The sequence below is a fragment of the Legionella lytica genome (assembly GCF_044626755.1).
Taxonomy (GTDB): domain Bacteria; phylum Pseudomonadota; class Gammaproteobacteria; order Legionellales; family Legionellaceae; genus Legionella; species Legionella lytica_A.
The window spans coordinates 955,039-980,063 of sequence record NZ_JBGORX010000001.1 but is presented as its reverse complement, the minus strand read 5'-3'; the positions used below and the strand labels follow the sequence as shown (position 1 = coordinate 980,063).

Genomic DNA, 25,025 nt, shown 5'->3' with positions numbered 1-25,025 from the left:
TTTTCATGTAATCCAAGATGTGTTTTTTTTATACCGACATGCTTTGGTAGTGTTGAGCGTTTTGCTGATCTACTTCATTAATCGCTTGTGACTGTAACATGCTTACTCCAGTATCAAAAATAAGCCGCTCTTCAATTTTTTTCTCGGTTGGATCAAGCATCTCAGGAACCCATAAAGCAAAGAGGCTAGGGGCTAAAATGGTAATGCCTATCGGGAGCATGATTGCTGCGATTAAGGGACTAAACGCAAATGCGGCAAGTGAGGCCAGGATCAATGAGCCGCCCAATGCTGTTCCTGCTCTAGAACCATAATATTTTCCAGGACCGGGTTGATAGTACTCATCGACGCCAACCGGATAATAGAATTGGTTAAAATAACCATTTATATACATCTGGGCTCTAGTTGGGTTGTTTAAACATGCATAGAGTGTTTTGGCAAATCGATAATATTGTAATAAAACATCATTTTTATCAGATTTTGATAACTCACTTTGGGGGGAAAGTGCGTGGGTAAAATCGCTGATTCTTTGGTCAAGCATCTGCAAGAATAGTTCATTATCTTCGATACTCTTTGGTGAAAGCAGTTGTTTTGCGTCGTTGATTTTCTGCTCAACTTGCCGGCGAGTTGGAGTTCGATTAAATAAAGGACCAGTCATCGGTAGTTCCTCCCATTCTTTTGATAAAAAAAGAGTATCATCTCTGTTTCAAGGCGAATAGCTTTCCTTGGTGAGTTTTACATTCAAGTAATATTTATTAACGTGGTCTTAATTGTCTTTGCAGTTCGTTTGCAGTGAATAGAGCGTGTTAGGACGCTCGTCTCGCACATTAGGGCTGCTTGTAAGCTTGAAAATAACTAAGGTGTTTCATCGGTAGTTTAGAAGTGGGAGCGGGCAAAGCAAAGGATGAATCATTCACAGTTCCGCTATCTTTTTGATAAAAAAAGAGTATTATCTTTGTTAAATACGAATAGATCTCTTTACAAAGTTTTATGCTCAAGTAATATTTGTCTTTGCAGTTCGTTTGCAGTACATAAGGATATCGCTACGAGGGTTCGTAGGAAACGAAGGAGTGTTGGATGCTGGATTTAAATAACATAGCTTTAAGTTCATTGTTTATGCTTAATAGCCAAGAGAGTAGTGAACCGAAACAGATAACTGCAACTCAAGAAAATGAGTCACAAGAAGATGATTCCATTGACCCCAGCACCTTTCTATTTTTATTAACGCAAGTTACTCCTGAGATTGTTGAAGAAACGCCTAAAGACTCAGCGAAATCAGATTCGGTACATTTTATTAACTCAGATGCAGCAGCAAGTAAATCAATTCCTCCGCCCTTGAATACCGAACTTGGTGCCAATTTAGAAGATAATATTGCAGTGAATTGGATTAATTCTGAATATTATCAAGCCGAACGAAATTCTAGCGCTGCTATTTCAGCTACAGAAGCAGGACAAATAGTACAACCTACAGAACTTTCCAATAGCCTTATTCCTGAGCCCTCAGAACCTTCAGCAGAGGATCTCACTTTGACGAAGGCACCTTCTGCTTTATTTGCATTGGGGACAGAAGCTGAAGTTAAAACTAATGAGCAAGTGCATTTAAGTACATTGAATGTAGGGTCTGAATTAGCTCAAGTAGACATCAATCAAGTGGGCTTGAAGGATCTTGATGTACTCCAGCAAGAGGTTGCCTTGGTGGCAGAGGATTCATTTGCGGCAGAGCGTACCGATGTGTTGCCAGTCGCATTAAATTCCAGCGATTTATCCTCCGAAGAAGATATTAAGTATTTTGAATCCTCTGATTTTGATAGTGAAAACTTATCTCAATTTAAAACGGAGCAAGGTTCTGAGTTTAGTTTCTCGGGGACAGAGAGTAACTCACCGGAGCACTCTGGGCCAGTGGATCGTTCTTTAGCGAGTCATGTAATTAATAATCTAGAGGCTCATTCTGCGGTCAGTCCAAAACAGCTCGAGCGTAGTAGCCCGACCTCCCCAGCGCTTTCTATCCCATTGGATATTGACGATCCACAGTGGTCAACGCAATTTTCTGAGCATGTAATGTGGCTGGGGCAACAAGGGATTAAAAACGCGACTATTCGCATACATCCTGAAGATCTAGGGCCTTTAGAGATCAGTATTAAAGTGATTAACAATTCGGCAGCGGTAACTATCATCAGCCATAACCAGCAGGTTCGTGACGTTATTGATCAGTCTGTTGCCAGATTACATACAATGATGGCAGAACAGGGTCTTAATTTGTCTGAGTTTAATGTTGATTCTGATGCCGGCACACGTCAGTTTGCCCAACAGCATGAAGGATCAGCTCAAGAAGAGGCTACTTACTTAAATGAAATCGAAGAGGACGTGCTGTTCACACCAGTAAAAAATAAGGTGAAGCCACAAGGTGTGATCGATTATTTCGCTTAAATTAGGGTTGGCTGGGCTGTGCAGGGCCCAGCTTTCTAGGTCTACCTGCTCAGTAATAAATATGCTTTAACTATTATCTACGACAACTACGGTTACATCGTATAACACGTCCAGTCCAACGATCTACCAAGCAATTTTGACGGCAACCATGACCGATGTATCTCCAACCTGTCCAACGCACACTTCGGTGGCGGTGTTGCACTTGAACGCGAGGTCCAACATAAACACGGGGCCCAACATAAACAGGGGCATTAGTATGATAGCCAACAAAATACGCGAGCTGTTGTCCGGCTAAGGGAGATGCAGGTGAACTTGCGGCCTTAGCCGTATTGTATAGTCCTCCACCAGTTAAAAGTAGAAAAGAAAAAAGAAGTATTGATAGAGCCTTACTGTTTTTAGTTTTTGCTCGTTCCATGATTGAGGTCCTTTTTTGTTATTCTATGAAAATTATAGACTATAAATTGAAATGATTAATTTTTTCACAGGCGATTTTAATAATGAATAAAAAGACAATATTAATAACAGGTTGCTCCAGTGGTATTGGATTAGATGCGGCACAAGCATTACAGAAAAGAGGACATCAAGTAATTGCTTCGTGTAGAAAAAAAGAAGATCAACAACAGCTCATTGCTTTAGGTTTAGATACGCTCCTTTTAGATGTAAATGACTCTGCTTCAATTCAAACTGCTTTTGCTGAAGTGCTCACGAAAACGGGCAGTCGCTTAGATGTTTTAATTAATAATGCAGGTTATGGCCAGGTGGGGGCGTTAGAAGATTTATCCCGGGAGACATTACGCCAGCAATTTGAAACGAATGTTTTTGGTTTGATGGAGCTTAGTGCGCTTGCAATACCTGTAATGCGTCAACAGGGGCAAGGGCGGATAATTAATATTAGCTCTATCCTGGGTGTGATAAGCATGCCATTTCGTGGTGCATATAATGCATCCAAGTATGCTGTTGAGGGTATAAGTGATACTTTGAGATTGGAGCTTAAGTCCTCAGGCATCGAGATAATTACCATAGAGCCTGGTCCTATCGAAAGCCGCTTTCGAGACAATTGTGTGGAGAGCACGCTTACAAACCTTCATCCCGAAAAGAGCCATTTTAATACACAATACAGCAGACTTATCCAGGGCCACAAAGAAACAGGCTCTAATTCAGTATTTACTAAAACACCCGAGGCCGTAATTGCTAAACTGATTCATGCAATTGAGTCTAAACGCCCCCGCGCAAAATATCCTGTCACGCTTCCTGCCCATGTTATGGTTTTTTTAAAGCGTATATTAAGTACACGAATGTTAGATAAATTTTTGTTACGCGCATCGAAGAGTGAGGTCTCTTAACATTTATCCTCGGTTACTTTCTTTCAAGGATGAAGAGTAGACCACAGGGACCTTGGAACCTAATTTTTATACAAAAGAGAAGAAAATTCACAAATTCTTTGCTAATATCAGTTTTGAGTTCAAACTCATTAACCATCTAGGAAAGTTATACTATGAAAAAAACGACAATGGCTGTAGCTGCCTTGTTAACAGTATTGGCAGTGCCTGTACTCTCTGTTGCTTATGCTGATGAGGCTACTACCGCCGCCAGCTGCAAACGCTGTAAAGGCTGTGCAGGTAAACATGATTGCAAAGGCTGTTCTGGCTGCAAAGGCGAAGCGGGTTGCAAAGACTGCAAAGGCTGTGCTGGTGAGCACCACTAATTCTTATTCTTTAAGGGGTAGTTTACTGCCTCTTTTCCTCCTCATATAAATAATAGCCTGTAAAATATCTTAACGACAAAGGCATAGGCCTGTAAGGCTGGCGATATTTGTTTATTTACATCCTTTTGTGGTGCTATAATGATCAAATTGACTCTTTATTTGTTTTTTAATGCACTCTAATCTAGTAAATTTGTTTAATCAATTAGGCTATGAAAAAACACCCGGGCTGTGCCATGGTTTAGCCGTTCGTTGGATTGAAGCTTGCCTGCTTAACGAAGAGCATTTTTTTTTAGCGCGTCTTGAAGCAGTTCTTGCGCGGGGTGTCGCTCTTAAAAACGATTTTACTCGAGCAAAAGCTAAAAAAGGAAAGAATTTAACTGCAGAAGATTTAGCATGTTTTGAAGTAATGGGTTTTTTTGACAGCCTTGCTTTGTTTCAGAATCCTAGTGGGTGTGCCATCTTTCGTGGTCAACGCACTGATCAAGGGAATGTTGATGGGTTTTCATCAGTGGCTTCATCAAATAAGATGCGTGAGCTGGGTGGCTTGGCCTCAGTATACTCCGCATCAAACCTTTATTATCTGGAAGAAATAAAAAGTTATTTTGATATGATCGCTAATTTAATCGATGTCTTAGACATTCCGGCTGATGAAACTATTGGTTTTTTATTATCTAGTGTATCTCATAGTATTGCTGTAACGTACTCAAAGGTCAGGGGATGGTCCTTCATGGACAGTAATCAATATCCGCCTAAATCGGTAAGTACCGACGAACTGCCCCAATTGCTTGCCGAGGCTTTTTTTTTGCCAATAGAAGAGAATCGATTAGTATTTACAACTCAGGTAATAACTACCCAAAAGAATCCTAAGTTAGTCCTGCTGAAAGATACATTGAATCAATTGGATCAAAGACATTTATTAACTGCAGAGAAGCTCGTAGATAAATCCTACTCATTAAGTTTGCTGACACTTTTGGTGAAGAATAATGAGGCCCAAAAATTCAGACAGTTAATGCAATTTTACCCGGATTTAAGCCAGTTAACCACTGATAGTGTGGCACTCGTATATATCGCCGCTGAATATGGGCAGGTAGATATTCTCGTGGAACTAGCGAAACATGGTGCGGAGCTGAATCAACCATCATTTGGTGGCGCGATACCGATGTATATTGCCGCTTTCAATGGACATAGAGCAATTGTTGCAGAATTAGTTAAGTATGGTGCCGAGCCAAATAAACCATCGTATAACGAAGAGACTCCACTGTATGTTGCTGTCATTAATGGAGATGCAGCAATGGTTGCGGAATTAGCGAAGCATGGTGTTGATTTGAACCAGTTATTAGTGGGTGACCCCTCTATATTTATTGCAGCTACGCTTGGACATGAAGAACTCGTTAGGGAACTAATCAGACATCAAGTTGATATCGATCAGTCATCGTCAGAGGGGGCGACTCCTCTTTTTATTGCTGTGCAAGAAGGTCATCGTTCGATAGTGGAGTTGTTACTAAAACAAAAAGCCAATTTGAATCTGTATTTAACTAAATCCGCAGGGAGGTTAAGTTGTTTTACGTCCTGGAACGGGGATGAGAAAGTTGCCATCAGAATGAACAACTTTATTATGCAGCAAGTCTTGAAAGAAACACCAGAGAATAAGAATGGATGGTTTTATAAATTTTTTAGATGGCTAATAAATTCTTTTAACGACATGCCAGAGGATGGTTCTACGTGGTATTTTAATCTATTAAAATCAATAACAATTTTTTTGTTTTATTGTGTTTATGGGGATACGCCTATTCAAATATCCCCCTACGACATTGCCCTCATTATGGGGCATAATGATATTGCTGAGTTGCTTAGTCCTTCTCCGGAACAGATAAAAATATCTTCGAGTAGTGAGTCATTTTTCTCTGTCTCTCAAAATGTTTTTACCTTCCTGTCACAGGAGCAAGTTGAATGGGTTGATAAGGGAGCTTCTTCAATTCAATCGAACTAGTTAATCTGTACTATACTTTACATGCAAACCACAATAAGCGGAGCTATTGCATGTCCCCCCACGGCAAAAATGTATATAAGCAAGATGAGATTGAAGTCATCAATCATTATTACATGGAAATTATCAACGCAATGCCTAATATTGTTTATTGGGTGGATATGGAATGTAATTTGAAGGGGTGTAATAGTAATTTTCGCGATTTATTAGGTTTGAAAAAATTAAAAGATTTTAATGGTACCCCTTATCAAAAAATGATTGAGTTTGGCCATTGGGATGAGGCGCGAATTGATGCCTTGAAATTAGAAGATATGAAGGTCCTTTTTTCCGGTGAATCACAGCATCACATCGAAGAAGAAGCTATTCGGAATCAGAATGGTAAGGTATTTTATTTTCATGCCTCACGAGTACCTATTTTTGATTTGCAAAAAGAAGTGATTGGTTTAGTCGTGGTCTTAACTGATGTGAGCATGAGTAAAGCCGTTTCCGCATCATCAGTGATTGAAGATACAGATCAAGAAGTGCACGACGCTATAAAAGAGGGACACTTACCCACGGTACTGATGGTTGAGGATAATGTCATTGCTCAAAATGTTGAAAAAGCTTTATTGACGTCCTTAAATTGCCATGTGGATATTGCTGAAACCGCGGATAATGCATTGAAGCTATTTCAACCTGGAAAATATGACTTGGTGTTAATGGATATTGGCTTAGAGGATTCTTCGGGTTATATCGTGGCGAAGCAATTAAGGCAAAAAGAAAAAGACACGAAATTTCATGTGCCAATTATTGCTTTAACAGGTTATGAGGCTGATGTAGTCAAATACGATTGCCAGCATTATTTTATGGAAGGGGCAATCAGTAAGCCTTTAACCAGTGAGCAAGCAGAGCAAATTATCAAGCATTATGTTTATCATTTGGACATTCCTGTTCGTGGTTTGAAGAGCATTTAGCATATGCTATGATGGTATTATTTGGTAATTGCTCGAGATCTAACGTACCCTATTGAGCCCTGCTTTTTTATTGTGCGCGATTCATGCGAATTAACGCAACATCTGAGCTCTTACTTACTTAAATGGTGAAACAATCCTTCATGAGCGGCAATTCCGAACGTATCTTATCTTTAGACGTATTCCGCGGTTTAACTATGGCGTTAATGGTATTAGTGAATAGCCAGGGAACCAACGAGGCTTATCCTTTACTCGATCATGCCACCTGGAACGGGTGTACTTTTGCCGATTTGGTCTTTCCTGCCTTTTTATTTATTGTTGGCGTAACAACGGTCATTAGTTTAAAAAGACAAACAGTAACAAATCCCCAAGTCTCTTCAGATATTTATAAAAATATTTTTAAACGCACTGCCTTGCTCTTTTTATTTGGGCTTTTTTTAAATGCCTTTCCTTTACATTTTGATTTTGCAACCATTCGTATTTATGGAATTCTACAACGTATCGCGATTTGTTACTTTGTGTGTTCACTTCTTTATTTAAATACTTCGGTCAGAATCCAGGCTGCACTCTTCATAGCAATCCTTCTGGGTTATTGGTACCTGATGGTTTTTGTTCCAGTGCCTGGTGGAATAGGGAACCCATTAAGTATGACGAACAATTGGGTGCTTTATATTGATCAGCAACTTTTATCACCGCCACATTTTTATAGAAATTTTGATCCAGAGGGATTGTTAAGTACGATTCCTGCAGTAGCGACTACTTTGATGGGGGTGTTGACAGGAAGCCTGTTACTTACTCCACTTAGCAAACAAAAAAAGTGTTTTTTCATGGTGTTAGCAGGATTGCTTTTTCTTTTATTAGGCTGGCTTTGGAGCTATAGCTTCCCCATTAATAAAAATTTATGGTCCAGTTCTTTTGTTTTATGGGTGGGCGGCATTTCTCTTTGGGGCTTTGCTTTGTGTTTTTATGTAATTGATATTCTTGGCTACAGCAAATGGGCTTTACCCTTTAAGATTTTTGGCATGAATGCGCTGCTTATTTTTCTTTTCCATGTACTGTTACTTAAGTTGCAAGCTGTATTCACGGTTACGATGCCTAATGGAGCTTCGGATAATTTGCGAGTCGCAATTTCTGAGTATTTATTTGGTAGCTTTAGCCAAGAAAATGCCGGGCTTTTTTATTCTTTTGTTTTTCTTTTCTTGAATTTTCTTTTTGCTGCTTTTTTATATAGACGGAAAATGTTTTTTAAATTATAGAGCCGGACTTGCGGACATCGATGGATTCTACATCAGCTTCTCGTAAGCGCCACGAGAGTAGGTTAATTACGCCATTGCGAGCTTTGGCGAAGCAACCAGAACAATGCTAAACGTAGTACTGGATTGCTTCATCTTTTAATAACATCCAAAGCGAGGGGTATTTTCTTCTTGGGGACCTAAGCGTTCATAACAATTCATGAGTAATATTCTTGTTTAATTGATAGCTAGAACATTGTACTTGAAGGGCGATAATTGGTCATAATTGTTTTTTGCTACATATATTGTCATCCTTTATGATTTAGCTATAATTAAAGGTTGAATTTATTAAACTGAAGTTAATGGAGTTGTTTAGATGCCAATTTATGAATATCAATGTACAAATTGTCATCATCATTTTGATTTAATGCAAAAAATCAGTGATGAACCTGTCAAGCAATGTCCTGAATGTGAAAAGGATACTGTAATTAAACTGATTTCTGCAGCGGGTTTCCAATTGAAAGGAACAGGTTGGTATGCTACTGATTTCAAAAATAAAAACAGTACTCCGTCAACTACTTCTACAAGCAAAGAAACTGCTCCTGCAAAAACTGATACTAAATCAACGAGCACGGACTAGGTAGTATTTCACAGTTTTTGGTAATGGTTCCAAATCTTAATAAAATTAAATAGGCGGTTTTTATGCGTACACACTACTGTTTGGGAGTGGATGAATCTAGTTTAGGTAAAGAAGTTACGGTGTGTGGGTGGGTACATCACCGACGTGATCATGGCGGTGTAATATTCCTGGATATCCGTGATCGCACAGGTTTACTACAGGTGGTATACGAGCCGGAAAATCAAGAGATTTTCGCCGTTGCAGAAAAACTCCGTTCAGAGTTTGTAGTAGCCCTTACTGGGATAGTACGTAGCCGGCCCGAAGGCATGATGAATGCTACTATGGCAACAGGACGTGTTGAAGTTCTAGGCACCAAACTGGAAATTTTAAACCCATCGCCAACACCACCCTTCTTACCAGATGATTTTCAAACAGTAAATGAAGACTTACGTTATAAGTACCGTTACATTGATTTGCGCCGCCCATCAATGCAAGCGAAGATGCAGTTAAGACATCAATTAAACACTTGTATGCGCAACTACTTGAACCAACAAGGTTTTCTAGATATTGAAACGCCTATGTTGACCAAAGCTACTCCTGAAGGCGCTCGTGACTATTTAGTTCCATCTCGCGTGCACCCAGGTGAGTTTTATGCGTTACCCCAATCACCTCAATTGTTTAAGCAATTATTGATGGTGGCTGGTTTTGATAAGTACTACCAAATTGTGCGTTGCTTCCGCGATGAAGATTTGCGTGCAGACCGACAACCTGAATTTACCCAGCTTGATATCGAGATGTCCTTCATTGATGAAATGGAGATTCAAAATTTAATTGAAGGTTTATTAAAGCTCGTCTTTAAAGAAATCCTTAATGTTGATTTACCTGAAAAGCTACCTCGAATGGCATATGCTGAAGCAATGCGTCGTTTTGGTAGTGATAAACCTGATATGCGTAATCCATTGGAGTTGGTGGATGTTGCTGATCTGGTTAGAGAATGTGATTTTAAAGTATTCTCCAGTGCTGCGAATGACGCTGAGTGCCGAGTTGTGGCATTAAAGCTTCCTAAAGGTAATGAATTAAGTAGAAAAGAGCTGGATGATTACGGTAATTTTGTAGGCATTTATGGCGCAAAAGGTTTGGCGTACATCAAAGTTAACGACCGCAGTAAAGGGATGGAAGGCTTACAATCCCCCATTCTTAAGTTCCTTTCTGATGCAGTAGTTGAGGGGATTCTTAATCGAGTCGAGGCCGAAACTGGAGATGTTGTATTCTTTGGTTCAGATAAGACTCATATCGTAAATGAAGCGATGGGTGCTTTACGTATTAAATTAGGTCACGATAGAAAACTACTTAGTGATAAATGGGAGCTTTTATGGGTTGTTGATTGGCCAATGTTTGAAATGGATCATGAAAACAACAGGTTACAAGCAATGCATCATCCGTTTACGTCACCAAAAGAGTTGTCTCCGGAATCATTATGTGCAAATCCTACTCACACTTTGGCTAAAGCTTATGATATAGTAATAAACGGCTATGAAATTGGTGGTGGATCCATACGTATTCATCAGTCCGATTTACAGAAGGCTGTATTTAATTTACTTGGAATTAATGAACAAGAAGCTCAAGAGAAGTTTGGCTTTTTACTCGATGCGTTACAATATGGAGCCCCGCCACATGGTGGTATCGCTTTAGGTATCGATCGTTTGGCTATGCTGCTTACGGATTCTACTTCAATTAGAGACGTAATCGCATTTCCTAAAACTCAAACGGCTTCCTGTCTTTTAACCAGTGCACCATCACCGGCTAACAGTGCACAGCTTAATGAATTAGGAATTAGACTTGCTCCAACTAAATCGACAAAATAATCTGTTTCGTCATAACACCAGTGCTCCTTACTGGTGTTATGCCTTTTTTATATTTTTCTTTTCGCTATGCTATTCCAGCTACTCTTTAGCGAAACCTGAAACTGCATCCAAAAAATCCACCCCGGTGGCGGTATCAGTACAGAAACCGGTGAATTTCAGCGAATATTTAAGCCAGGAAAAAAATCGCCTCACCTTGGCGATCAAAGAGAGCAAACAGCATCTGCAACCTAAAGATGAAAAAGAATATCAAGCTAAATTGGGACAGGTATCGTCAATACTTAAAATGACCGTTGCCAAAATTGACAGCTTGAATGGGTTTCTCGACCAACAAACTATAGAGCAAAATACGCTCAATCAACGCTTAAAACATTTACAACAATTACCCATAATCAAAGAAGGGATTACCATTGAAGAGCGGGTGGCTAAGGTTGAAGTATTGCTAGCGATTAATAAACAAGCAACGCAGCTGATTAATGACAATTTAGCTCTTGCGAAAGAGTTTCATGAGGTACTTACGGATGAAGGGAAGCATTTAGAGTTGTGGCACGCAAACTTTGTCTTAGAGCAAAAATTGCTGCAAATTAAAGGCCTCAAAGATAAATTAAACCAGGATTTAAATAAGCTTTATCAAAGTGATCTGGCGAAGACTAATGGCAAAAAAGCTATAATTCTTCGTGCGAATGATGCCGACTATGAAACCCGACTGTTAGTGAATAACCAAAATATTGCTGCAATTCAATATGAACTCAATGCTTTGAGCGCGCAAAAAATGGTGGTTAGGGCGGATATGATTTATCTTAAAAGCCCGGATAGTAAAAATTTACAATTAGTCACTGATATTTATAAAGATGCAGTCAGCCAATACAGTAAAATTGAGAAGTCACTGAAGCAAATTAGTGTTTTCCTGAATTCAGAGGCGAGTACAATTAAAACGCCAGATCTTAAAAGAACCATAAAAACATTAATAGATACTTTAGCACTGCGTCTTAATGAAATCGCATTCCAGAAACAAGAAGCCTTAAATAAATTAGCTGATTATCAAGCGCAATTAAAACAATTAATTTCATCCAGACAAACACTTGCTGAATACAATATTAACAGCTGGCCTATTATTGTTAAAAAAATCGCTGCAATTCCCAGCTTATTTTATAAATACATAAAAACCTTAAGCTTGAAGGTTTATGATAGTTATTTGTGGTTAACTCCATTAGCTCAGGTAATGTTTGGGAGTGTACTGACTTTGATTGCTGGTTTGTTCTTTATGTTGAATCGCTTCTTGAAAAGATGGCGCAGCGATAAAGAACGTTCACGTTTGGCGGGCTACCTTCTCGATGGATTTTTAGTCCTCATTGAACGAAATATACCTTACCTTTGCCTTACGGCGATGCTCGTGATGATCTTCTATGTCACCCATATTTCCTTTGCTAATTACCAACTGTTACTGAAACTTATTGCTGTTTGGTTTACATTCCGCATTGCGATTTTAATTTCACGTTTAGTTTTATTAGAGACGCTTTCGGATTCTTCAGGTAAGGATGTTAAACTCTATTATCGCTTAAAGTGGCTTCTGCTGTTTGGAGGCTGGACAACTGCACTGATGACTATTGGTCATTTATTGCCTTTGTCCTTATTGATTCAGGACATTTTTAACCGTTTATTCATGTTGTTCCTCTTAGCCGTATCGGTAGTGGCTTGGAAAAGCCGAGAAATGGTGCGCTATTTGATTCATCCATTAGTAACAAATAAAAAACGCTACGTACTTAATGCGATTTCTTTGTTAATTTTTTTAGTGCCTATCACGGTATTTTCTACTGCGGTAATTGGATTGTCAGGCTTTATTAACCTGGCTTGGACCATGAGCCAATATCAGGCCAATGTGCTTACTGTATTAGTTACCTATATTATCGCTCGTGGTTTGCTTTTTGATGCATTAGAGCTCTTTTCAGAATGGATGATTTCCTCTTTACGTAATGGTTGGTTATGGATCGAAGTCTTTTTAAAGCCGATTGATAGTCTTCTACGTATTGGCATGCTTTTTTTCAGTTTCAGAATGCTTTGTAACTTATTTGGCTGGAGTTCTGATTCATGGGTCATTGTCAGTTTGGAGCATTTAGTACAATCCACTATTGTTAATGTACCTGGAATTCATATTACTGTTGCTAGCACGCTAGCGTTTTTTATTTTGCTAGCCATTTTCTTTTGGACCGCAAAATGGACACGTGAATTTTGTTATCGTTGGTTATTTAAAAATATTAAAGACGTAGGTATCCGCAACAGTCTTTCTGTATTTAGCCAATACTCAGTAGTGCTAATTGGCGGTTTTGTTACTTTGCATGTGTGGGGCTTCGATTTTAGCGGCATGTCCATGATTATTGGGGGACTTGCGGTGGGTATGGGTTTTGGCTTACGTGATTTCGCCAGTAACATTGTAGGTGGATTGATGTTATTGATTGAGCGACCTGTACGTGAAGGGGATTTAATTACTATTGGTGATTATGAAGGTGAGGTCAAACATATTGGTATTCGCTGCATGCGTGTGTCATCCTGGGACAATACGGAAATCTTAATTCCTAATGCAGAAACATTTAACAAGCCATTTACTAACTGGACCCATCAGGATGGCATTGTGCGTTCGGTTGTTCCCATTAAGGTAAGCCGTGCTGATGACCCCGTAATGATTCAGCAATTAATTCTTGATGTTCTGGCAATTATTCCTGAAATTGTACCTGATCCTCCGGCACAAGTATTTCTTAAGAAAATTGATGAAGCGCTCATTGAGTTTGAAGCGCGCTATTATGTTAATGTGCAATTACATTCACGCTTTGAAGTGCGCTCGAACGTACTTTTTGCGATAACGGCTCAATTTAAAGCGGCAAATGTTAGACCGCCTGTTGAACCCCTTGCTATTGAGATTAAAGAAGGACATGGACAACTTGTCGCAAAGGATTAGCCCACCCACAACCGAGGCGGAGCTAATTCAGCGTTGCGCCAATTTGGTTGGCTTGACCTTTGCTCAATTAAGCCTAAGCTTGGGTTTAATTATTCCTGAGAGCCCCGATCAGCGTAAAGGTTGGATAGGGCAGGTTATTGAACTCGCTTTAGGTGCGAACGCATTTAATCAGTCTTTGCCTGATTTTCAAGAGCTTGGTGTTGAACTTAAAACCTTACCTATAGCTCTCTCTGGAAAACCTACAGAATCTACCTTTATCACCTCAATTCCTTTATTGACCATCCATCAGCAACAGTGGAGCACCTCACAATGTTATGCCAAATTACGACGTGTGCTTTGGGTGCCCGTTGAAGGTGATACCGATATTCCATACTCACAAAGACGAATTGGCCAGGGATTTTTATGGTCACCCAGTGCTGAACATGAAGCAACCTTGGCTGCGGATTGGAATTATTTAACCCAACAAATCAGTACTGGATATCTTGAAACAGTGGATGCCAGTGTGGGTGAGTATCTGCAAGTGAGACCCAAAGGGGCTAGTGGTAAATCTCTTTGTTATGGATTTGATAGCGAGGGAAATAAGGTAAAAACATTACCTAGAGGCTTTTATCTCAGAACGCGATTCACAGAAAAAATACATCCTTAATGAGCCCTTAATAATCAATTAGTATAATAAACGAACTTATTTTGTTTGAGGTAGTTATTATGCGGTTTGTTATTAAAGCGAGTGAAAAAAATAATGACTTGTACGAATTACAAATTGACGGTAATTTTGTACGTTATATTAAACCGACAGAATTTGCTACGTTGTCCCAAGATGTAACCGCAATGTTTGAATATATGGACACAGCGTTTACTCTGAGCGTTGGAGATGAGTACGATTTAGCAATGTCTTTCGCGCAAGAGAAGGATTTAACCAATCTGCTCGTTAATGGCAAAAATAAAGCAGCGATTGATCTGCCGGAAAATTTAGCGCTCTCGCATGATAAACACCGCGTAGTTTTTTCTTCTCGTGAAGTCAGTTCATTTGCAGAATATTGGAAAACACAGTCCTACGATAAACTATTCACTCTCTTTGAGCAGTTATCTCAGGATTTAATGGAAGTTCCTTATGTTGATGAGCCTAATGACAGTGTCTCATTTAAAGGCCAGGTAGCTTACCATCCCAATCATGGAACAACACATGGGCTTAGACAATATTCATTGTCGAAGCAATATCTTGAGCTCATTCAGCAAAATGGTAGTGAGGTTTTTCGCGGACTTGCTGAGTCATTAACTATTGAAGAGCGGGCCTGTTTACATCTTGCTGCCTTTTTATTCCGTGTTGGTAGAACTAATGAGCTGAGTTGGAGTACTGATCCCAATTATGGACCACGTTCGGCGGAAATTTTCAAGAAAATTGCACTTGAATTAGAATTTGACTCTCAGCTGGTCAACATGCTCACTTTAAGTTTTGATTATCATAAAGATCATTCACAACAACTTGATTTATCTCCGCAGGATAGGAATAAGATGTTGTTATTTACTAAGATTTTAAAACTAAGCCATGAAAGTGATTTGGTGCGTTGTTATGAAAAATATGAAGAAATAAAAAAACCTGTTGCCGATGAGTTACACCAATTGCTTGCTCCTGAGCAAGAACACGAGAAAATTGCAGATAGTTATCTGGAATATGCAGCCACTCTTTGTCGAATGACAGGAGCACCAATCAATGCGCTTACGCTTGCGGGACCGAATTATATCTATTTAAACGGTAGTAATAATTTAGCAGTTGCTTGGGTGAATGCTCCGAAAGCAAAAGAAAATATGTATTCCTTATTGCCTATTAGACCCTCGATTTTCTCCGAGTTAAAATCTCCTACAGAATTATGGTTTAGTGAGCCAATCCATTCTACGGAGGTATTGGATTATATAGGCTGGAACGAAGAGGCACGGAAGAAGATGCCTACAGAGGCTTGCACGGAGCAAGAGAATCGGCATTTGGCAACGCATGTTTCAGTTTATCATGCAACAACCAAATTTAGTTATGCATTAGATTTATTCTGCCGTGAATTAAAAGGATTATTAGAAAAACCGAATAAGACCGCCTGGATAAGAAGTTTTAATGGGACCCCACCAGGAATAGCCTATAAAGATTTAAGCTCTCTTTTGGAAAGGCAAAAAGAAACACAATCTGTAGATAATACCGAAAACATGAGTTGGCATCTTTTATCAGCTAATCCTTCATTATGGCAAAATTCCGATGGAGCCTCCGAAGAGTCTACAATTGACTTTTTCTATGATAATAATTCGGTAACCCAGCTAAAGTTTTCAGAACTAATTAACGAGCTATTGGATAAAGAAGGTGTATTGCTTGGGCAACTACAAGAGCGAGAAGCAATTTGTAACCGGTTTTTGGCACTATGTAAGGACGAACAGTTTGGTACTCACGGAGCTATTTATCACTATTTAATTCCGCTTCATTTGGTTGAGTCCACAGCATATATTTCTAAGCAAAATGGTATTTATGATGAGGAAAATCCTGGGGTGCTTGATACTTTATTACGCTTAAAATGTCCAGATCAAAAAGTTTCTAACCATAATACCTTACAGGTACGTCTCTTTGTGCCAAATTTATTGAACGAGCGTTTGGCCGAAGAGCACATTATCGTGGAAAATCATTTAGGGATGAGTCAGGAGATGCGTGATGTTTTTGAAGAGAGGATACGTAGTTTAAGTCAAGAGGCCTTTCACTTATCTCCGAACATTAAAAAGCCAGAAGTAAAAGTTAAAGAACGATGGGCGAAGTACACGAGTACATTTTGGAATTCTAATACTTTTAGCAAATTAAGCGTAGAGGAAGACAAAGCGAGATTACAAGTAAAAGTTGCGGAAGGGGAGGATTCTAAAAATCCGCATACTAAAGAAATAGTGAAAGAAGCTCCTGCTCGAGCTTACCATAATAACGACGGTAATAGCGGGTTTTTCTTTAATACCTCAGAGGAGCTCCCTCTTCTTTTTTCTAACGATGATAAGAGTGAGTTTTTCTTTACCTAAAATCAATCGTAGAACCTAATATAGGGCGTTGGCGATTTATCATAAAGTTTACTTATGAGTGAGAAGCTCATAAAATGAGCAAAGGGGATGGTTGTTACGACGCCTTAGTGAATTAATTAGAAATAATAAGGAAAGGATAAATGTTCACTTTTGAAATTACTCCATATGATACTTGCCTTTATAAATTGTCCATTGGAAAGGTATTTAAAAGATATGTAAATAAATTGGAATTAGAACGAATAGTTGTTGAGTTAAATGATTACTTAAGTGCCAGAGACTATGACAATGTTCTAACGTTAGATAATTCACATAAAAAATATATTTTTCAGTGCGATGATAATGAAATTAAAGAGATTGAAACACTTCTGTTAGTGGGCAGGGAAAAGCAAATAATTAACTTACCTGCCCATTTAAAACAGTCACACGGAGAAGATGAATCAAAAGAGATTCTATTGACTTATCGACCCCTCGATGAGTTTAAACATTACTGGACCCTTCAGGGAAAGGATAAAGAGAAAGAGCTTCAATTGCTAAAGCTTTTATCAGAGGATCTTTTGCAAATACCTTACACCGATAAGCCTCACGACTATGATTTTTTTAGGGGAAGAGTAGCTTTTCATACTAACCATGGTACTACTCATGGGCTTCGACTCATGGTTTTATTTGATTATTATTTAGAAACATTAATTTCACATGATCGTGAGAAATATCGTCTAATCACATTAGAAGAACGCTCCTGTTTGAAACTCGCTTTGTTTTTATTCCGCTCTGGCCGAACTAACGAGGTTGGCTGGTCTGGTGATCCCACCTATAGTTTGCGCTCAGCCGCCGTTTTTAAACAAATTGCATTAGAGTTAGGTTACCCAGTTGAATTAGTTCATTTAATTTCACTATGCTTTGATTATAATTATGATTTGTCGTTAGACGCGGCCATTATGATGAGTGAAAAAAAAATAGCACAAGGTATTGTCTATCAACAGCTGTTTAAATTAAGCCATAATAGTGACCTGGTTCGCTGTAATACTAATTACGAAACGTTGCATCACATGCTTATGAAGGCTTTTTTTGAGTTGGCTCATAGCCTAGATATTGCGAGGCAGTGGATTGATAATGGATTGCTATTTGCTGCCAAACTTTGCCAAATTACGGGATCACCGGTTATACCTCAGGTGTTGAGGGAGGCGGTGGATGGTGCTTCCGTTTTTGGCAGTAATAGATTAAGAGTTATATCAGCGAATGAAGTGGTCGAGACTTATGGACATCTTCAGGAGATGCTTTCGCAGGAATTGATGATGCTGCGTGGTGAAGAAAACTCAGATACACAGGAAGCTATAGAAAGTAATTCGCCCCCTATTTCTGACGCATGTAGTTTTTAGTATAAGTTGGCTGGGCCGTAAAGCCCAGCATTACACCATCCAATTAACGTATGTTCGGTTAAGCCGATTTTGGATGAGAAAAACCAGAAGAAATCACTTCCGGAATCATTCCTTTGACGTAATCAACTGGCTGTTGAATAGTCGCTTTCAATAAATCTCGACAGTAAGGGCTGGTGGTAAAGTATCGTAAAGATTGCTCAAAGCCGGTTAAAGCGCTCACGGATAAAGCTTCTGTTTCCACCTGGATTTGCAGTGGTTTTAGCTTATCTGAAACGTCGGGGGCCGATGAGAAGAAGCGACCATAAAGGTTTTGGCCTACAGCGAATACGGCACTAAAACCAGTTTTTAATGGCTGTTCTTCAGTCACTTTAGGCCAAGCCAACATAAACTTAAGATCACATTCTGGTGCTAATAAGGTAATTAATTTTTGAATTTCAGCGGTATTTAACTTGTCTGTATTATTGGTTTTTCCATCATACAGATCTTTGCCATCTTTGAGTGCCCAATTGTAGATTTCTTTCATTTCCTCCAATTGGTTGTAGTAATCCGTGGTACTAAATTTTTGTAGAATAAATCCTGCTGTACCTAAATAAAGAAAGGCAGAAAGAAAGTAGTTGGCAAACTCTGGAAGCGGCAATAGCATTCTGACCGTAGTAAATACTCCCCAAGTCTGAAGTCCTGTGTTCATTCCTTTGAATAGATACCGTTGATTCAATGTAAATTCAAACTCATCAATGCGTAGCTTTAATTCGTTTAATTGTTCTTTATTGGATGGGTTAAATGGTTGGGACATAAATCGCTGCACATTCGCTTCATGTTCCTCTCTTTCCTTTTTGATTTTTTCGCTTTCTGCGTGGCTCATGATTGCACTCCTCCGTAAGATTTATAAATTGCTTACTTATCCTACCCGACGCACAGAAAAAAGCCATCGATTTTAGTGATTAATACCAAATTATTCTTGCAGTTTTTCAGGATTCGCAACAAATTATGATCGCTGTACAATCACACATATTATTTAAATTTATTCCATATGATTTTTTATGACTTACTCTAAGATAATTACGGTAAACCCCTTGAAAATGGAGTCCGCGTTATTTGATTTTCAGTATTTGGAGATCTTGACGGAATTTTTTAAGCAGGCACAAATGGGAACTTTATGGAATAAGGAGCATTGTTACGAGTATACGTATCAAAATATCCGATATCGGTTTTGTTTTACACATTCCTTGTTAAAGTCACAGGAAACAGAGGATCAATTTGCAATTTTCGATACAGCACAAGAGCCGTTGGGTACGGGATTCTATGGGGCGGTCTATCCTGTCTTGGGTACAATACAATTTAAAACACTGGAGTCTGTTATAAACTATGAGGCCAAGGAAGTTATTAAAATTGAAGATCATATGCATCATGAGCGAAGAGCATTAGTTGAGGCAGAGTATCAATTTTTAAAGCGCGCAGAATATCTGCAAGTAAAACCACCAGTTTTTGTTTTTGAAGAAAATAGTAAGAAAAGTTATTTGCTTATGGATAAGGCAGAAGGTTGTACCTTAGAAAAACTTTTGTGGGATAAGGGGCGCCATGGTGGACTCACTGTAAAAGAACGATTAGACATTACTTTTGCTATTTTGCATGCGGTTAAGTCACAAGTCACGGACAAGCGAATTGTGCATCGTGATTTGAAACCTTTAAATATGCTTATTGATATGAAAAAAAAACCACCTCAAATTGCAATTATTGATTATGGGCGTGCGATGTTGAAGGGAAATCAGGACGACCGCGTTGTGGGAACACCGGCGTATCGTTCGCCTGAGTCATTCATTGCTCCTGTAACTTATACAGAAAAATCAGATGCTTATGCGGTGGGGAGAATATTGAGCTACGTATGGGGTGATTCTTACACTAATTATTATCTGAATAATAGAAAATCTTGGTCTTGGCCTGAAACGAAGCAAATGACGAAGAATAACCATTTATTTACGTGTTCTGGGACACATTTGTTTAAGAGTGATGAGCGGATTATTCGAAACTGTCTCAATGGATTATTGCACGAGGATCCGGCTTCTCGTTTTTCACTGGAGGATGCGATTAAGTTGTTTTCACACGTTGCCCGTCCAATGTATCAGTTAGAAACAATCCAAACCTTTTCAAGAGCTAAACTACACCATTATGAGCAGAGGCTTAGACTGATTAATAAATTACTGTGTGACTTAGACAAAAAGGAAAAGGACTTAGTAGCACGAGGTTTTATTGAAATAGCAGCTCGGGTGAAAAGATTACAGAGTCAACTGAGCAAATATACTAAGGAATTTATGGAAAATCCCGATCCTTTACTTCTTCCCTTATATAGCCAGCGTTGTTTCGCTCAAATAGAGAAACACCGGCCTTTCTTTCAAGATAATCGCGATCTGCGATGGTTAATTAGCGAGATTGTTGCGGTGATGGGTCTTCTAGTTGTAGGTTATGGAGTCGCGGTAGGAGTTAATTACCTTGTTACGAAACGGTGGGGGCTATTTTCTCAGCCGCAAACGGATCGGATTACTGAACATATAAAAAGTACTATTCAAGGTTTATTGGATTTGACAAATTGATGTAGGATTACTAATCTTGTGTTGTGCACTGCCGCATAGGGAGAAATAATGAAAAACGTTCACTTTGATCAAAAAGTATTTAGTAATATGGAATTTCCATTACAAAAATTAATGGAACTGAATATTAAAACGATGCAGGGCTTTTCTTATATGAAACCTGGTGAGCTTTTTAGCATAAAAAAACCAGAAGAGCTCTTAGAGAGAAACATGAATATGTTGATTCGTAACAGCCATATGGCTATTGATTACATGCGTGATACTTTTAGTATTTTAGAAAATCATTGGATTAAAGTATCTCACCGTACGGAAGAAAGTGCGAAAGACATCATGGAACAAGCAAGTTCAGCAGTAAAAAAAGCTAGCTCAACCGCTAAAAAAGTAAGTTCATCCGCAAAAAAAGCAAGTTCTACCATCGCAAATAAAATAAGCTCAACCGCAACAAGCACAGCAAAAAAATCTGCTTCTGCTAAGCCTGCGGCTAAAAAAACCGCTGCTCATACTAAATCTGCTGCTAAACCAAGCACAAAAACTGTTGCTAAAGCAGGTGAGAAAAAGAGTGCGAAAAAATCGTCTAAGCCCGTAGTGCAGCACAGCAAATCTACTATGCCTCATTCCCAAGATGTTATGAAGCAAGAAACACGTACTGCTGATGAGAAAGCAAAACATCATCCAGCAGAAAATAAAGAACAGGGTCATAGTGCTTCAAAAGTCAGCCCAATGCATGATAAGGGGGTTGGATTAGTTAATAAGGGAAGAAATTTTCCTAATTAATCTGATTTCAGGGTAATGAGGTAGGTGAGCCAAACACCCTAAGGCACTCCCTTAGGGTGTTTGGCATCTCGTTCTCTCCTATCTATGTTCCACGACTGGTTCGTTTAAAGCAGCGCTACCGAGCTGCGCACCCATCTCACTAACTCTGTATTTCTCAGTTAAGCCAAGTTCATGCGGGTGCTGGTTTCAGTTTGTTCTGATTGCTGCGCGTAAAATAGCTGATAAAACTGCGGATCCTTGGTTTCGAGAAGTTTTAACTGCAGTCTACGAGTTTTTGCAGCAAGCAACTCAGGATTGCTGGTTTGCTGCCACGACCTATTTGTTAGATGGCAATAAATACTTTCAATTAGCAACGGACCACAACTGGACGCATCATCTTGGATTAATGTTCTATCATGCATGGTTATCGATGGATTTGTCCATGAGGTACGGTTACGTATGGCTCTATTGACCTCCAAAAGTATGCTCACCTGGAGTTCATCGTCATATTCATAATGGTTCACTGTATTGTAATAGGTAATCTGAGGTGAGTGACCATGCCCCAATTGAATACGAATACCTACCCAATGATGATTATGTACAATAGGAATAATAATATTTTGTTCTGCTTGACTATTTATTACTAATTGCCCCTCTGCACCGGCAAGATACTGGCTTAAAACATCGATCACACGATTTCCCTGACTTCCTGTCCCCATGTCTGCGGCACTTAAAATACTAAGGTTCGGCGTATCCTCTTCGCTCAGATTTAAGTGTCTAAGGCGCAAGCGCAGAATTCGATTCATATCTTCAGTTTCATAGTGATATCGTGGATTAATTACTAGCGATTGGGGTGCAAATAGTCGTTGAGGTGCTTGTGTTGAAGGCCTCTGAGTTTCTACTCGCTGCATCGGTGGCTGGGTAGGATGCACTTGTTGCAGAGGTTGATTTGTATTCGCGTTCATTCTAAGAACGAGGACTTTTTCTGTCCTAAGCATCCTGAGCACATTAGTATGAAACAGGCATTCATGAAATTCAAGCGCTCGGTCAAGAAGCTGAATTTGTAATTGTTTGATTTGTTCTAGTTCCTCAGGATGTTCTGCTGCTCGAGTCTTTAGGGCCCTCACAAGCTTAGTTAAGGCAGTACTGTCTCTGTAAAACTCCAAACTAAGTAAATTAGGGATATAACGCTCAAGCTCTTGCATGGGTAAATAACGCAGAATGGGATTTAAGGCGTTTCTTTGAGCTAATTGATATCGCGTATGATTAGAGCAGGCTCGTAATAGCACCTCAAAATAAGATGCCGTTGCGTGGCTTATTAAAATACGTAATGCGTTAGTTTCTGTTTGTAGCAATTGAGTAACCGCTACATTAGCTGCTTGTTGTTCTTTATTCTGCGTGGGGGCTTGAGTCCATCGATGAGAATTATTGTTCCTCGATGAAGAAGAACCAGAAAAGGTATAAGCGTGCGTGGGAATCTCAGCGTTAACGCCCAATAGGATTGACAGTTGATGCATATTTCTATCAGCAATAGCTTTGAATAAATCATTGTTTCTATATGCAGCATTCCAACTTTCCGGGTGCTCGGGGTTACTTGATATTGGCGATGTTCTGGTAACCAGCGGTCTTACTGTAAGGGACCTGGATGTGGTTCTTCTTGTTTGCGTAGTGGGGTCAGGAGTAGGTCTTACTAATGGCTGTCTTGGCTCCGATGTTTCTCCAGGCATTCTCGAAACAGGAGCAATTCTAACAGGGTGAGTTGGTTGGATGTTTTGTGCAGGAAGTTCTGTTGGCTGAGTACTGTTGGACTCGCGCATCACTACATTAGTATCTTGGGGGCCTGTCAGAGGTCTTTTTTGAACAGTAGATATCCCTAATTTATTGTCTAATGCCTCAGTCCAATTGGGGTTAGATTTAAGACTTAATATAGCTCGCTTAAATTGTTCTCGATCCGCTGTATTTAAAGCCTTGGCTTGGAAGTTAATCGATGCTAATAGAGCGCCAAAGCCGTTATTAAGACTTTCCGCGGGATAAAGGTGGCCAAGTTTGGCAAACCAGTCAATGTATTTAATAACCGCATGCGGATGCAGGGGATTTTTTGTCCCAAGAGCAGAGTGTAATATCTTTTGTAATTGTTCCGGGTGGCAGCGCAGTTGTGTTCTAAGTTCTACAAGTCCAAATAGAATTTTTTCGGCATTAATGGGGTCAATCCTATGCAAAGATAATTCTTGCAGTAGCGAGGTTAAATTATAATGGATTTGTTTTATTTGATTTATATTCACATATTGAGTCTGTGCTAACAAAGCAAGCCCGCTAAAACTATCACTTGCTTGGGTATCACTGAAGCAAATTAGTTTAGGTAGGGTATCAATAAGTGTTTGTACCAAGTGCACATCGAGAACCTTTTGTAAATGGCCTTTTTGTGCCAATAAACCTGAAATATAAAGAAGTTCAGAGACATGTTGAATATTGGGCTTTCGTTTGTTAAGTGCATTGATTACAGGGGAAAAATCAACAGTCCCACGTAAACGATCATCCCTAACTAATTGGTATAGAATCGACAAGCTTGAGTTTAGAAGGTGGCCGTTATTATGGTGCAATCCATACGCTAATAGATCGATGATGATCGGGGTATCCAAGCGACCACTAAGCAGTTTTTTGTTCACGATCCATTCCAAACCCTCGAGGGTTTTATGATGCTTGGTTTCATCTAAGTCTGGCAGACGATAGAATTCTTCAATAATAGGTTGTATTAAACTGGCATCAAGTGGTGCTGTGTACATCCTCATCCTGGCGATTCGACCCAATAAATGAATTGCACGAGTTATGGTGGCATTATGAGATGAATTAGGCGTGATAATTTTTCTTAAGAGCTGATGTATCGCTTCTGTTTTAATCGGTTTGTCCACGTAATCGCATAAGGTTCCAAGGACTGTAATGCAATTAGACAGCTCTTGATCACTAATATGCTCGCATTGCAACAGCATAGATAAAAGATTTTCAACGAGTGTCGTTGGGATCCTATCCTGATGTTTATTTATTATCGCCCTAAGCCCAAAGAGTGCCCGGATGATGTTTGTAGGTGTATTTAGAGAGGAGTGTTCTATTTTGCTTAGAATAAGAACTAATTTATCGACTGGTAGAGCGACATTCGTGAAGACGGCAAGTAGACCCAAATCATTAAAGAGAAAAGAAATAATTTTATTGATTACTTCTCGGTCTTTATCAATACATTTTCTGTGTTCTATCCAATCCTCAAAGTGATCGGCTGCAGTTTTAAACGAATAAAAAAGAGCATCTACATCATCAGAGAACAATCTATTTTTTCTTTTTTTTTCGAGCAAAGCGTATACACGTTTTTGAAATTGATGGAAAGGGTTGTCGGCGATAATTTCTGCAATGGCAATGGGGATATTGCGTCGGGAACTAGGGTCATAGGTATATTCTGAGCGTATTGTTTTTCTATGGGACTGCCCAAAAAGCAATTCATCATTTTCATCATCATATGCATTTACATATTCACGGTCACGTTTAGTCATACTG

The 25,025-nt window shown here is 39.3% G+C and carries 18 protein-coding genes; 14 read left to right on the top strand and 4 right to left on the bottom strand.

The window, feature by feature from the left end:
- Nucleotides 1-28: 28 nt before the first annotated feature.
- Entirely contained in the window at nt 29-655 is a 627-nt protein-coding gene (locus ACD661_RS04040; protein ID WP_400186503.1) for a lpg1689 family Dot/Icm T4SS effector, read from the bottom strand.
- Nucleotides 656-1,074: 419 nt separating this feature from the next.
- Here ACD661_RS04040 and ACD661_RS04035 point away from each other — a divergent pair, with 419 nt between their 5' ends.
- On the top strand, nt 1,075-2,424 hold the full coding sequence (locus ACD661_RS04035) for a flagellar hook-length control protein FliK (RefSeq protein ID WP_400186501.1): 1,350 nt from the start codon (nt 1,075-1,077) through the stop codon (nt 2,422-2,424).
- Between the two features lie 73 nt (nt 2,425-2,497).
- Here the strand turns inward: ACD661_RS04035 and ACD661_RS04030 are convergent, their stop codons facing one another.
- On the bottom strand, nt 2,498-2,839 hold the full coding sequence (locus ACD661_RS04030) for a hypothetical protein (RefSeq protein ID WP_400186500.1): 342 nt from the start codon (nt 2,837-2,839) through the stop codon (nt 2,498-2,500).
- Nucleotides 2,840-2,921: 82 nt separating this feature from the next.
- Here ACD661_RS04030 and ACD661_RS04025 point away from each other — a divergent pair, with 82 nt between their 5' ends.
- The 11 genes from ACD661_RS04025 (at nt 2,922) to ACD661_RS03975 (ending at nt 18,144) form a co-directional block, all read left to right on the top strand.
- Nucleotides 2,922-3,767 carry an SDR family NAD(P)-dependent oxidoreductase gene (locus ACD661_RS04025; RefSeq protein WP_400186498.1) on the top strand — a complete coding sequence of 282 codons (846 nt, stop codon included), beginning with the start codon at nt 2,922-2,924 and terminating at the stop codon, nt 3,765-3,767.
- A 152-nt stretch (nt 3,768-3,919) separates the two neighbouring features.
- Nucleotides 3,920-4,129, top strand: coding sequence for a hypothetical protein (locus ACD661_RS04020; protein ID WP_400186497.1), 210 nt, complete (start codon nt 3,920-3,922; stop codon nt 4,127-4,129).
- 169 nt (nt 4,130-4,298) lie between these two features.
- Nucleotides 4,299-6,119, top strand: a complete 1,821-nt coding sequence (locus ACD661_RS04015; RefSeq protein WP_400186495.1) for an ankyrin repeat domain-containing protein — start codon at nt 4,299-4,301, stop codon at nt 6,117-6,119.
- A gap of 50 nt (nt 6,120-6,169) precedes the next feature.
- Nucleotides 6,170-7,069 (top strand): response regulator, encoded by a 900-nt coding sequence (locus ACD661_RS04010; protein WP_400186493.1) that lies wholly within the window; start codon nt 6,170-6,172, stop codon nt 7,067-7,069.
- Between the two features lie 140 nt (nt 7,070-7,209).
- Nucleotides 7,210-8,322, top strand: a complete 1,113-nt coding sequence (locus ACD661_RS04005) for an acyltransferase family protein (RefSeq protein WP_400186491.1) — start codon at nt 7,210-7,212, stop codon at nt 8,320-8,322.
- A gap of 352 nt (nt 8,323-8,674) precedes the next feature.
- On the top strand, nt 8,675-8,938 hold the full coding sequence (locus ACD661_RS04000) for an FmdB family zinc ribbon protein (RefSeq protein WP_400186489.1): 264 nt from the start codon (nt 8,675-8,677) through the stop codon (nt 8,936-8,938).
- Nucleotides 8,939-9,000: 62 nt separating this feature from the next.
- Entirely contained in the window at nt 9,001-10,782 is a 1,782-nt protein-coding gene (aspS, locus tag ACD661_RS03995; RefSeq protein WP_400186488.1) for an aspartate--tRNA ligase, read from the top strand.
- A complete protein-coding gene (locus ACD661_RS03990) occupies nt 10,757-13,732 on the top strand; it encodes a mechanosensitive ion channel family protein (protein ID WP_400186486.1) in 2,976 nt (991 codons plus the stop codon). Before aspS ends, ACD661_RS03990 begins: the two co-directional genes overlap by 26 nt.
- Complete coding sequence (mutH, locus tag ACD661_RS03985) at nt 13,707-14,378, top strand: DNA mismatch repair endonuclease MutH (RefSeq protein WP_400186483.1); 672 nt, start codon at nt 13,707-13,709, stop codon at nt 14,376-14,378. The genes ACD661_RS03990 and mutH overlap by 26 nt, the downstream gene beginning before the upstream one ends.
- Nucleotides 14,379-14,437: 59 nt before the next feature.
- Complete coding sequence (locus ACD661_RS03980) at nt 14,438-16,768, top strand: SidE phosphodiesterase domain-containing protein (RefSeq protein ID WP_400186482.1); 2,331 nt, start codon at nt 14,438-14,440, stop codon at nt 16,766-16,768.
- Between the two features lie 140 nt (nt 16,769-16,908).
- A complete protein-coding gene (locus ACD661_RS03975) occupies nt 16,909-18,144 on the top strand; it encodes a SidE phosphodiesterase domain-containing protein (RefSeq protein ID WP_400186480.1) in 1,236 nt (411 codons plus the stop codon).
- A gap of 58 nt (nt 18,145-18,202) precedes the next feature.
- Here ACD661_RS03975 and ACD661_RS03970 read toward each other — a convergent pair whose 3' ends face one another.
- Complete coding sequence (locus ACD661_RS03970; protein WP_400186479.1) at nt 18,203-19,006, bottom strand: hypothetical protein; 804 nt, start codon at nt 19,004-19,006, stop codon at nt 18,203-18,205.
- Nucleotides 19,007-19,184: 178 nt separating this feature from the next.
- Between ACD661_RS03970 and legK1 the strand changes: the two genes are divergently transcribed.
- Nucleotides 19,185-20,732 carry a Dot/Icm T4SS effector kinase LegK1 gene (gene legK1, locus ACD661_RS03965; protein WP_400186478.1) on the top strand — a complete coding sequence of 516 codons (1,548 nt, stop codon included), beginning with the start codon at nt 19,185-19,187 and terminating at the stop codon, nt 20,730-20,732.
- Nucleotides 20,733-20,780: 48 nt separating this feature from the next.
- Nucleotides 20,781-21,503 carry a hypothetical protein gene (locus tag ACD661_RS03960; RefSeq protein WP_400186476.1) on the top strand — a complete coding sequence of 241 codons (723 nt, stop codon included), beginning with the start codon at nt 20,781-20,783 and terminating at the stop codon, nt 21,501-21,503.
- A gap of 158 nt (nt 21,504-21,661) precedes the next feature.
- Here the strand turns inward: ACD661_RS03960 and ACD661_RS03955 are convergent, their stop codons facing one another.
- Complete coding sequence (locus tag ACD661_RS03955; protein ID WP_400186474.1) at nt 21,662-25,021, bottom strand: Ulp1 family isopeptidase; 3,360 nt, start codon at nt 25,019-25,021, stop codon at nt 21,662-21,664.
- Nucleotides 25,022-25,025: the final 4 nt, after the last annotated feature.